The sequence below is a fragment of the Chitinophagales bacterium genome (assembly GCA_020636495.1).
In the GTDB taxonomy this organism is placed as follows: Bacteria; Bacteroidota; Bacteroidia; order Chitinophagales; family Chitinophagaceae; genus UBA5543.
The window spans coordinates 1-12,027 of record JACJXQ010000010.1 but is presented as its reverse complement, the minus strand read 5'-3'; the positions used below and the strand labels follow the sequence as shown (position 1 = coordinate 12,027).

At 46.3% G+C, this 12,027-nt stretch carries 14 protein-coding genes; all 14 read right to left on the bottom strand.

Features of this window, described 5'->3' with window-relative positions; genetic code table 11:
• Positions 1-15: 15 nt before the first annotated feature.
• Positions 16-183, bottom strand: coding sequence for a hypothetical protein (locus H6550_15910; GenBank protein ID MCB9047619.1), 168 nt, complete (start codon positions 181-183; stop codon positions 16-18).
• A gap of 5 nt (positions 184-188) precedes the next feature.
• Positions 189-1,070, bottom strand: a complete 882-nt coding sequence (locus H6550_15905) for a hypothetical protein (GenBank protein MCB9047618.1) — start codon at positions 1,068-1,070, stop codon at positions 189-191.
• 88 nt (positions 1,071-1,158) lie between these two features.
• Positions 1,159-1,614, bottom strand: a complete 456-nt coding sequence (locus H6550_15900) for a phage tail protein (GenBank protein ID MCB9047617.1) — start codon at positions 1,612-1,614, stop codon at positions 1,159-1,161.
• Between the two features lie 32 nt (positions 1,615-1,646).
• Entirely contained in the window at positions 1,647-3,590 is a 1,944-nt protein-coding gene (locus H6550_15895) for a hypothetical protein (GenBank protein ID MCB9047616.1), read from the bottom strand.
• 80 nt (positions 3,591-3,670) lie between these two features.
• Positions 3,671-4,399, bottom strand: a complete 729-nt coding sequence (locus tag H6550_15890; protein ID MCB9047615.1) for a hypothetical protein — start codon at positions 4,397-4,399, stop codon at positions 3,671-3,673.
• Positions 4,400-4,410: 11 nt separating this feature from the next.
• Positions 4,411-5,031, bottom strand: a complete 621-nt coding sequence (locus H6550_15885; GenBank protein ID MCB9047614.1) for a hypothetical protein — start codon at positions 5,029-5,031, stop codon at positions 4,411-4,413.
• Positions 5,031-5,489 carry a hypothetical protein gene (locus H6550_15880; protein MCB9047613.1) on the bottom strand — a complete coding sequence of 153 codons (459 nt, stop codon included), beginning with the start codon at positions 5,487-5,489 and terminating at the stop codon, positions 5,031-5,033. The genes H6550_15885 and H6550_15880 overlap by 1 nt, the downstream gene beginning before the upstream one ends.
• Positions 5,486-6,028, bottom strand: coding sequence for a hypothetical protein (locus H6550_15875; protein ID MCB9047612.1), 543 nt, complete (start codon positions 6,026-6,028; stop codon positions 5,486-5,488). Before H6550_15875 ends, H6550_15880 begins: the two co-directional genes overlap by 4 nt.
• Positions 6,029-6,095: 67 nt before the next feature.
• The gene (locus tag H6550_15870; protein MCB9047611.1) at positions 6,096-6,509 is read right to left on the bottom strand and encodes a hypothetical protein; all 414 of its coding nucleotides are present in this window, start codon (positions 6,507-6,509) and stop codon (positions 6,096-6,098) included.
• Between the two features lie 33 nt (positions 6,510-6,542).
• Positions 6,543-7,814, bottom strand: a complete 1,272-nt coding sequence (locus tag H6550_15865; GenBank protein ID MCB9047610.1) for a phage major capsid protein — start codon at positions 7,812-7,814, stop codon at positions 6,543-6,545.
• A 66-nt stretch (positions 7,815-7,880) separates the two neighbouring features.
• On the bottom strand, positions 7,881-8,510 hold the full coding sequence (locus H6550_15860; GenBank protein ID MCB9047609.1) for a hypothetical protein: 630 nt from the start codon (positions 8,508-8,510) through the stop codon (positions 7,881-7,883).
• A gap of 68 nt (positions 8,511-8,578) precedes the next feature.
• On the bottom strand, positions 8,579-10,216 hold the full coding sequence (locus tag H6550_15855; GenBank protein ID MCB9047608.1) for a hypothetical protein: 1,638 nt from the start codon (positions 10,214-10,216) through the stop codon (positions 8,579-8,581).
• Positions 10,213-10,407 (bottom strand): hypothetical protein, encoded by a 195-nt coding sequence (locus H6550_15850; GenBank protein MCB9047607.1) that lies wholly within the window; start codon positions 10,405-10,407, stop codon positions 10,213-10,215. Before H6550_15850 ends, H6550_15855 begins: the two co-directional genes overlap by 4 nt.
• Positions 10,408-10,526: 119 nt before the next feature.
• Positions 10,527-12,027: hypothetical protein (locus tag H6550_15845; GenBank protein ID MCB9047606.1), on the bottom strand; the 1,501-nt coding region annotated here is incomplete at its 5' end.

Genomic DNA, 12,027 nt, shown 5'->3' with positions numbered 1-12,027 from the left:
TTAATATTAATTGACTTAATTTTTAGGCTTACCATTCCTGGCAGCATCGTAAGCATCTTTTATACGCTTGTAATGCTCATCCATAAGCCGTATATAAGTACGTATCCTGCCCAAACTCATACCCTCGAACTCTGTCAGACTAAGCGGCAACCCTTCCTGTCCCACCGTCAGGTAAAAATACATATCGTCTACATCTGACCCGAAAGGAAGAAAAAAGATAGTTCTTGTAACAGGTCTATCTGTACGGTAGCCCCCTCCCCAAGACTGTTGTCATCCTCCGGCTTATCGAACTCCACAACTGTTTCTACCTTACCCTCAAATATGCGCAGCACCAGTCTTATGTATTCCAGGTTAAGCTGATGCATTTTATCAATATCGGCTATACGGGAGTTTATGGGTATGTCACTGCCTATTACATAATGTCGTAGGGTGCGTGCCATTAGAAGCGTATGCGAGCTTATCTCTGAACGTTTCACCGTCTGCATATAAGTAGCCCCGGCCTCTCCCATCATACATATACTTACACGCCCGCCCGTTATAACGGGGTCATCCTTAATGGGTACATCAAACTCCATAACCGCTGCCTGCTTCGCCTCATCAACTGTCATACAATCGAAGTCCTCGGCGGTGTCGCGAATACTCTGCCAGTTCATGCGCAGGTCACTTATCGACCTACCGGCTATTAACGATGGGTCAAATTTCTTGGCAGTAAATTCGGGGACACCATCTGTCAGGTCCATCTGCATTTCCTTTGAACGCTTCTTACCTGCCGTGTCGGTGTAATCGTAGGTAAATATATAATTAGGGTCGGACTCATAGGTTATCGCCCGTGCCGCTATAAACAATTTCTGCTTATCGCAGGATAATAACCCGGATACCAGTTTCAACTGTTCATCATCTTTCAGGTCAGATAACGTCACGTCCCCGAGTTTCTTTACAAAAGACAATAACATCCTGTTCATCTTGTCGGGTGTCGGACCTTGTTTGCCCTCAGTAAGTATACGCTGTTCCTTTCCCCCTAAATTTGTGATTACGGCGGGGATACCGCTTAGTAGTTTTACCGTGTGCATAATTCCATTTTATGTAACCAAAGGTAACAAAAAAAAATAAACACCTGTTTATTTTTAACAGGTGTTTACATATGAAAAATGTAGTATGTTATATCTGTGTTACCCGGTCTACGGATATGGTCACCGTCTCTATAACATTATCCTCAGAAGTACGATCCAATCCTGAATGTTCTACCTTACGCACCCAAGCCCCCGTATATACGAAAGAACGCAGGATAGTAACACCGTCATCAGAAAGCTCGCGTACAACCACCGTGGCCTTGTAATTAAGAGGTAAAGCACCACCGCCTGTGGCCATGTTACGGGCGGTCTGTAACCATGTCATTGCCCATGAATCACCTCCGGGGGCTGGTACAAGTTTCTCCAATACCATGTCCTCCAAAGCTATCCTACCCGCCGTTTTCACATCGTAGTTGGTATCACCGTGAGATACTGCCCCTATTTCGGGTAATGGTACATTACACTTCTGAGCCAGGAAAGAGTTCAGCCCGTTAACCTCTATCAACCAATTAAAGCTCTTTTGTGCGTTACTTACGTTAGCCATTATGCGTTATATTATAGAATACTCAAAATATGTTAAATAGATACCACCTCCCGCAATTCACCGAAGTCTACTGAACTATTGGCAATGATCAGCGGCATTTCTATGTATTTAACTGCTACTTTAGGCTGCAGGAATATACGTGCCGTATACTTACCCGCGTCAATATCGGCAGAGTTATTAACCACCGCCTCAGCAACAGATGATACGTTTTGGTCACCCTGGTACCACAGGTCAACATCCTCCTCTTTGTTCCATAACGCACGGTTACGGATGAGACTGAATATGAACGGTGTTACGCGCCTGTATATCTCACGCCATGTCTGCGGGTCGTTAGGTTTCCACATAGATGCAGGAAGTATTGTACGCAGTGACCTTTTTACGTAGATAATAAGCTCAGCTACCTCCGCTTTCTGCAGCAGGCTTGGCGTGGTGTACAGGGTAGCATTACCCTGTACCTTTATGTTCTTTGTAGCATCCTGTATAACAGGTATGATGCCGTTATCGTTATACGCGTCTGCCTGTGCGGCGTAAGCACCTGTGCCGACATTTACCAGTACTTTGTTAGCCCCCCTAACGGTGTTGATCCCGTCAATAGAAAACGAGTAGTGCTCGCCCAACTGACTGTCCTTAGTAGCTATGATACCTGCTACGTCAGCTATCTCAGATATTTCAACGTTAGTAAGGTCAGCGGGGTTAACTACTTCCAACCCACCAGTGAACATCAGGTTAGCCCAACTATTTATAGGCGTGTGTGAATAAGCACCCGTACCCTTACGATATTCCAACACCGTTGCGGGTGGTACGTTTATAGGCGTGCGGTGCAAACCCATAATATCCCCGCGGGAATCTACATAGTCTGCTACAGACTTGGCGAGTGTACCATCGACTATGGCAGGTACGCATATCTTAGTGATGTCCACATCAGCATCGAATGCGTGCATATTAGTAGCCTGGGATGAATCGCCCGCATAATCATTAGCCACCAGCGCGGTGCCGTCAGCACCACCCGTAAGTGCGGTACTGAACGTAGTGAACACGAACGCACTGTCTATCTCTACGGTTGACAGTAGTATGGAAGCCGCTTGTATCTCAGCCACTTTAGTAGCCATGGCAGATGATGTACCCAATCTTGGTACATTCCTGTAAGTTTCTGTCGGGGCTGTGCTATCAGATATGCTGACGGTCAGGTCAACATAATCAGGATCATTTGTGTGTGTACAGGCAACAGTAACTTTATTGTACCCCGTACCCTTTGCCTTTGCGGTGAATACGGCTTCCGCACCACTCGTATTGGCATAATTACCTCCTGAGAAATTAACCAGGTAAGAATTAAATGTTACACCACCCGTAACGGTTACCACAAGCTGTAAATTACTGCCCCATGACCCCAAACTGGCGGGGGCTGTTATATCCAACTGCGGGGCAGAAGTATCGTCTGATGAATAACCGTGGGTACCCGTACCGGCATCTATCGCTGATTCAAGTGCTGCGGCTATTGCCGTAGGTGTATCACCGCTTGTAATGGCTACTGCGGATGCTATAACCACATCGGCGGCGTTCGGACGTTTCACAGTAAGCGTCACCGTACCATCGGCAGATGCATTAGCACTTGCCGTAATAGCGGTTGTAGCTCCGGCGGCTGACGCGGTAGACTGCGTTATAGTAAGGGCCGCTTTGGTACCGGACAGTGTAGTCTTATCTGTAGGATTAGTATACTTACCTGCAGGTACGATACGCAACTTAGCACCGCGCTCCAATGCACGTTTACAGTACAAAGGGAAGTAGTTACCCGAAATAAGCCCACCCAAATAAACCTGGTACTCAGCCCATGAGTTTATGGAATACACCTTACTCGGTTCACCGCGCTCCGTAACTCCCAAAAACCCGGTTACGCCCTTAGCGTATGTGTTGTATAGTATGGAATAATCAACTACCGGTATATCTACCCGTGGTCTACCCGTTGGATTTGTAGCCATGTGTTTTTAAATTTTGTTGAGTGCTTGATGCAAATATAAGAAATATTATTATCGCAGGTATTTTTAATTGAATTAATTTACTATGGGGCGGGGGTATCGTACGATAATTCTACATCAGGATCACCCGACATGTCTACACTATCCGTAGAATTACCCAAGTACAGCCCCGGGTTTATCTCGGTCAACGCAGGTATATCGGATGATATAAGTGTAGCTGGCTGCATGAATATATCCTTGACCTGGTATCTGTACATGCGCTCCATGAAATGTGTGCTACTCAGGTCAACATTCCCCTCAAAACACACGAGGGCCTTACTGGTGGTATCGTTACCCGAAGCGTCTACTGTAGCTATATACTTCCTGTTACCGAGTGCTTTGTCTACTATCCCGCAAGCTATCTCATCATAAGCAAGACTGTCCGTTATTACCCTGATACTATAACTTACATGATTGGTAGCATCGGGGTAAGCATACTTTGAATAAACAGCCGATGCGCCCGATCCCGATGTCGCGGTGAAGTACACCTCATTAGTCCCACCTATGGTACCCTTGGCTGAACCCTCCCGCGTAACCACTATGCGGCATGAAGCCTTATCCATATAATTATCCCACGGTCCGGGACCGAATACCTCTATCAGTCTGCCGTTAGCACCTAATGAAGTTTTAAGGGATGCCTTGGCAGCCTCATAACCTGCGGGGTCCCCGATATAAGAAGCCACGTCAGGTAAATAACCGGCAGCTACTACGGCGCGTCTGAGTACTTCCTCAAACATCCTGTCAAGTTCCCCGTATGTGACTGCTGTTACCATGCTGCAATATACTACTTTAATGTGTATTTGGATATGCTACCAACAGGTTTAGGCGTACCGCCGGTAGTAACTACCTGGTATTTATTCACAAGCATCTGTATCGCCACTTTTTTGTAATCGTTATGCTGCAGATGCCATACCATAACCCGTTTATATGTAGGCTGCCAAAGCGGGCGGGCGGGGAGTACAGCGTTACCGAACTCCTGCCACTTAGCTATAGTAGCTATCTCCCTGCCGACATTACCTTCCTGAGACTTTAATTTCTTATGCTTACCGGATGCAGTGGTAACTGATTTGAAATTAGGGTACGTCTTGCCGCGCTTTACCCCCGCATTAGCGGTATCGCCCACCACAAATGATGTTATAGCCTGAAAATAAGTAGTAGTCTCTATGAGTGTATCATCGGGGTAACCTAACCGTGCTTTACGCTGACGGGTGTATACAGATAAAGGCAGCCACGTACCATTGTGCGCAAGTTCCTGGCTGTTCAGAAATTCCTTAGCTATACCCTCAGCCTTAAGTGCCCATCGTTTTAGTACTACCATGCGGGCGTTGGCCAGTTCTTTATGCAGGTTGGCTGCCAGTAACGAAAACGAGTTCCAGTTACCTACCTTATGTGCGGATAATTTCATTAAGCAACATTAGGCTTCGGGTCTGCATAGATGATACATAAAATGGGTTTTGCTTCGAGTGGGCCATCGTAAGTAAGCTGCGTTATGTCATACTCCTGGTCACCTATGAATAACCTGTCTGCCCCGTAGTTCATTAGGGCTACGTTGTTGGTACCATCCCACAAAGAGTGTGTACTATTCAAGTAATCCACATTCATAGTTATACGAACCGAGGCAGAATTTAGTTTACCCGAATCATTGACCGACTCCTGTATGATAAACCTACCGCTTTCCAAATTACCGTATTCTACCAAAGCCAATATAGAATAGTCAGTGTAAGTTGAATCCCCCGAACTGAAACGGGTAGCCCTACCTACCCACTTCTTATAGGTAATGGTAGTCTTATTAAAAGTATCGGATACATCCCGCAATGCAGCACGTATCTCAGCCCTATCGGATGGTGTTAGTAAGTCACTCATGAACAACCGCAGCTATTTAGTACAATAATTGGATACAGGCCGTTAGCTGATTCCTCAGTGGTACAATCGGTGCATACATCAAGTATACAACCTAACCCACGGGCGCGGCGTGCTGCACTCGTCTTGTAGTAAGCTATCGTAGTATCTATGTTAGCGAACATACCCACACCATCCTTGACGGAGAATTGCCCCCACTCAGTTTCAGCAGACCCCGCTTTAGCCCTTTTCAGATACCGGGTTGTAGGCGTTGACCCCGAAGTACCCTCGGCGTTCTGAATAGACCTGTACATAAGCAGATAACATGCCACTACATCGGCTATGATGCTTTGCATAACAACCGTGTAATAGGTTTCCTGTCCTACCCTATCAGCGTCCGATGCCCCTACCTGGAAACATGGTTCAAGGTCGTGCATTACCTCAAATATGAAAGAATTTACCGTACTTACCGTACCGGCATCCCCGTCATCTAAATAAGGTAACCGATTAAATACCATATCGGCGGTTGTCAGGTCGGATGTTCTGTAATCTGTGCTTGGCATACAACAAAGGTAAATAAAAAAGCCCTCACGTATGAGGGCTTTTTCCGATTTATAAAGTAAGTGTAGCTTAATTTTTCTTACCACCGAACCTACCGGTACGCTTACCTGCAGTGCTTGCTTTAGGTGTTTCAGCGGCTGGTTCGTCCTCAACAGACGCTTCCTCCTCCGCACCATCAGCAGCACCCGTGGCAGTATCCTCAACCGTCTCATCGGTTGTATCCTCTGTACCCTCAGCAGACGCTTCGATAGCTGCCTGCTCAGTGGCCTCCCCGGGGTTCTGTTTCTCCCACAAAGACTGCCCGTTAGCGGTGGTCAGATCAACCAATATGCCAGCCTTTATCTGTGGGGCGAAACTACCCATAGCGCGGGCGGGTACCTTGGCTATACGATCCCTGACTATTGACACGCCGGTTACGGCATCATAGAAAGTTGTCTCCGTATCGGTCAACCTTAAGTATATAAAATCACTGTTCTTACTCATTGTACAAATGTTTTATGCTATTAACAAATACTATTACTGCTCATTGTAGGCAGCAGCCGCTTGCAATGCCAGGGCATCCATCCAAGACGGTGTACCGTAAGAACTATACGCCAGTGACTTGTCTATGATAACACGACCGTCACGGTACAGTATACCGAAACCTGTAGTCAACGTAGCGTATGCGCCTTCCAGTTGACGTTCTGCGATACGCGCTGTATCCATGCGCAGGGCAGATGAGTTGAACTTAATCAACGAACTGTTGCGGTCTATCAGCATTATCTGATTTGACGCAGGCATAGCCCCGTGTACGTCATAGTTAGCCGACTGCGGAACAGGTGTACGCAAGTTAATACCCGCTGTATCAGATGTACCGTAGCGCATATAGTCACGCCTAGAGAACTGATCCAAGCCAAGTACTGTCATAGCCATGTCTATGTTAGACAGTATGCTTTGCGGCATACGACCAGCAGCCCCCATGTATATCCACATACGGAGTATGTCGGCATAAGTCAGCGTACCAGAGGATGCGACACCTACAACCGGCGCACCGTTAGAGTTGCCATCACCGTTGATAAGAACACTCACAGCATGGTAGTCAGTACCCATTGCCAACTGTACGCCCATATCCTGCATAAATATAGACAACAGGTTGAGCGATGTATAACGGATAACCTCATCAGTCAGCTTAAGACCTACACCCAGTTTGTGCAGCTTAACTTCTTTTTGGTTAAACGCCAGGGTACCCGTAGGGATAGTCTCAGCCTCACCTATCTTAGTGACACGAGCATCACTCATGTCAATAGCAGGCATTTTGATACTCGGCTGTGCGATGTTCTCCTCCATAGCGATGATGCTTGGGTAGAGTGGATTACGGCGATAACCTAACCTGATAGGTTCACGCAGTACCTCAGCCACCAGCCAACGGTAACCCTCATTGTTGTCACTCATCTGCGTCATATACTGCAGCGTGTGACGTGACGGGTTCAAACCGATAGACCTGAAAAATTCCTCAGATACCCCGGAATTGTCAGCAGTAGCAAAGCCATAGCGTTCATTCACGAACTCCGATAAAGATATATCTACAGGCCTTTCCTCACCGTTACCGGTACGCATAGCGTCCAAAGCCTTAACCATTTCGGGCATATCGCGCATCACAGCGTTGGTAAGATCAATCGAGGTCTTAGAACCTTTCTGCGGTGCTTTATACTTACCGAACTCAATGCCCTTATTGGCAGGGTCATCTTTTAATAGCCCCCTGACGGTATCCGTAGTTTGCTCGAAACTGGTCTGTGACGTATGTGACATAAGAGTGTGTTTTTTATCTTTTGCTTTAAAAATAGTATAAGTAACCTAAAAAATTAAGTCAGTTAATTACGGGGCAGCTATGATACCTGCGGCCACAAGTGCTGTTATGATAGCATCTATCTTAACCTGGTGTGCGTCAAGACGTGCTTCCGTTTCAACCAACGGGGCGGCGTTACTACCGCTACCATCCACACCTACCAGGTTGGTTTCAGTACCTATCACGGCTATGTTGGCCTGTGCTTCCAAAATATCACCCAACTGGAACGGTTGGTAAAGTATACCTACGCGACCGGTTGTCGTAGTATCTGATGCACCTGACTTACATACAGCAGATACCCAGTCACCTACGGTAGCTACCTTATACTTGGGCAGTCCCGATGTAGTGTCATAACCGCTGCATGACAAGAACTCATTCTCGTCTATGTCACCGTCAGCGTAGGCAGTATGCTCAGCTATGAACGGAACAATAACCCGTACATGATCCTCATTGTTACCATCCCAATCTGACGAAACACGTCCTAACGGGCGGTCTGTAACAGCAGCTACGGGTGATACCGTTCCGTTACTGTTAAGTTTTACCATCATGTTCTTTGCGAAAGTACCTGATGTGTACGGGAAACCTATGCATATAGCGTACGAGTTCTCGCGAATCTCTTTACGTGTTACCCCGTTGCCTAAGCCGTAATCTGCGCCCATGATTGTGTGTTTTAAATTTTGTTATTATAAAATGACGTTAGTCGTATTGGTTGTAAAAATAGTAAAAATTATTTAGTTGTCGGGACAAGTGTTGTCCTGTTAAACTTGTCACGCATTGCCGCTACGCTAAACGAAGCGTTATCAGGCGTTTTGTGATCACCTTTACCCTCACTGGTATCAACAGTGCTACGCATGTCAATATGCTCACCGCTGTTACAGTGCGTACAGAACGCTGCTGTTTTCTGAACAGCTTCTTTACCGTACTGCTGTAACATACCTTCCAACAGGTCAGCCTTAGCATCCTGTATGTTCTTAAGCACAGCCTGGTTAGGCTCAGCTTTACCCAGTGACAGTTTGTACAGACGTTCACACTCAGAACGTTGGAATGCGATATGCTTATCACCCATGGTAGCCCTCTCCTCCAATGCCTGCTTAGTGTCAGCATCCATAGCAAGTTTTGACTTGTCTACAAGTGCTGTGTACTCAGACTTAGGTACAGCCACAAACTCACCTTTATTAGCCAACAACGTAGCGGGGGCTGCAGCTATTGCTTCCAGTTTATCGTTAGCTACAAACAGCCTGTTTACGAAGCTCACCGCATCGGGGGCTGCCGGATCTTTGATGCCTAACTTGGTAAGACCCTCTGTAAGTTTACTTACTTGGTCATCCGTTAACTGAGTTTCCTCGGTTACTTCAAAATCTATTCCGAGTGATTTACCGAAGGTGGCTATGAAAGCTATAGCAAATTTATTCATCTTGACCTCTTTTGGTGTTTGTGTAGAAAACTGTGTAGTTACTTTTTCTTTCGACAAAGATAGAACTGTTTGCGGAATTGCAAAATTTATATGCAATCTTTTTTCATCAGTGTACTCTTTCATCTCCTTGCTGTCTGCCTTATCATATGACACGGTATCAGCCTTGGAGAAGTACACCGACTTATGATCTACGTTACGTAATGTACCATCGGGTGCTTTTGTTTTAGCATACGGGTCAGCACCTAACCACACGAAAGAACTCTCATCGTAGTCCAGCACCTCCGTAACGACACGTCTTACCATCTTGTTATCGGAATTACTGATGGTACCTACATTGCGGAAAAATTCCTCAGCATCTTTAAAAGTATGCGATGCCTCGAAATTGAACGTAGCGGTAACAGAGGATGAGTAAATAGCACCTGATAACACCAAACGGGCAAGCCTCGGGTTAGACTTATAATCTACCATGGCATTACCCGATATGCCGCCGGGTACGAATTGTTCACCGGTGCCCGTAGCAGATTCCCAGTACGGGTTAGCTATGAGGCCTACTGCGTTAAGTACCTCTTGGTCGTGCTCAGTAAACATGGGCTTACCCCCTAACCTTTGCACCGATGCTTCCAACACGCCGGGCGTACTGAAATCTGTTGCTTTCCAGCTACCACCGCCTACTATGGCCTGTGATATAAAACGCATGGGTATATTTACGTAGTCCTCAGCTTTCGGCATTATATCTTCCAGCTTAAGATCAGCGTAGAACTTATTGGTGCCAGCACTACCACCGAATAGTCCGTATTCTGCACGTATTCTGTCAAACTCCTCAGTAGTTACGCGGCTCGGCATACCCATAGGAACGCCCGAACGCTGCATACTCACCGTTTCGGGGTGTGGAAGTACTGCGTTAAAACTAAGTTTAGCTGTAAGTATCTTTCGGGGACGTAGTAGTATCATCGTAGTACATTTTCAAGTTGCCCGCCCCTTTCTATGGGCTGTAATTCCAGGCATTCCGTTTTATCGGGAGTCAACCCTATAACTATCTTAGGGCGGGTAGTTCCCTCACACCTCGTAGCCTCCGACATGAAAGCATTGAACTCACACGAAGCGTCTACAGAACTATACATATCACTTAAACAGAATGCCATGATGCAAATGTAGTAAAAAAATTAAGTCAATTAATTATTTAAAAAATTGACCCCCTTCATATGAATACGAAGGGGGTAATGGAATGAGTGCTTGTGCACTGTGCGTACAGCAAATATAGTTATAAAACAGCTACTATCACACAGCGGCAATGCCCATGTGACGGTGGTATGTGTATTCCGGATGCCTGTATCTGTGCCGGGGCAAGTTGTTTGAACCTTTCAACGCCATCACGCCCACCGTACACTGAGGTAACGAATGGTAGATCATATTTTATAGCCTGTGGTTGACCGTGCATAGCTTTCTCAACGGCTGTGTATGCTTCCTGTACAGAAAATACCTGACCATCCATATGTGCACAATATTGACACTGATTAGCCGACCTGATACCTATGCGCTTGAACGAAGTAACTCCCGCCTGTTGCATATAAGACAATGCCCCCGTGTTACGCATACGGTTAACTGAGGTATCTATTATCCGGCGTATCTTCCAATCTTCCAGGTACATAAGTTCCCTGAAACCATCCTTAAAGTTCTCAATGGCCTGCGGGTTCTTACCTATCGGGGTACCGTCTACCAGGTAAGCCTGCTTAACAAATTCAGTCACCGCCCTGCGGGTGTCCGTATCCGTTATGAACTTACCTAAATAAAAATTGTCACTATCCTCAAAGTACTGCAGTGCCCGTATATCGAACAGGTCGAATGATGGCTTAACATCAGTAGCAGTTCCGAATATACCCTCAGAATCTCTCCTGAATATATCGTAAATGTTGCGTACCCATTTCTTTATATGCTTCTGTTGGGCTTGGTTGAATGTGGCATCCCATTCACTGTATAAAATGTAAAATACCTTATCTGTCAACTGTTCAGCAGTAACACCATTACCTATGCCCTCTAACTCTGAAACTATGCGTAGTGATGCCCTATCTATCAACTGACGGTACTCATAGTTCACATCACTTTGATACAGAGCTATCGCATCGTCTATGTTAGGTTTTTTCTTTTTGTCCTTGTCCTTTGCATAAGAGATAACGTGGTCGCACTCTCCGCAGGTACATTCATCCCCATAGTCGAACTCATCAGCCCCGCGGTGTATTCGGTGGTATAGTAACGTAGCATTATACGCAGTAGCCCCCGATGCGGTAGGGTCCTGCGCCTGTGCGGGGTCAACGGTAGTTGCCGGGTTGGTCGGGTCTTTAGGTACCGCCTGTTTACCCTGTGCCTGCTTTTCCAAAGACGGTACAGTATAATCTACGTTACGTTCTGCGTGTGGTTCCTCGTACCCTACTTCCTGCGCCATGTCCTGCTGGCTTATGATGCCCATATCACGCAACTGCATACGGTTCTTTATCTTAGCTGCGTAAGCCTGTTCATCCCTCAGCTTGTCACCGATCATGGCTGACTCATACTCAGTATATACGGATTCTACAGAGTAGCCAGCCAATTTCAACGCCATTAACCTGACATCAGAAACAACCGTACCCACCGAACGCTGGTAGTTACCTACCTGGGTAGTCAACTTAGCCATAATTACCCGTGACATGGTTTCAGCTACGTTAAAGTTCTGATTCAGCATAAGAGAATCCTGCTTCAAGCCTGCGTGCACACGGCGGGTTATTATA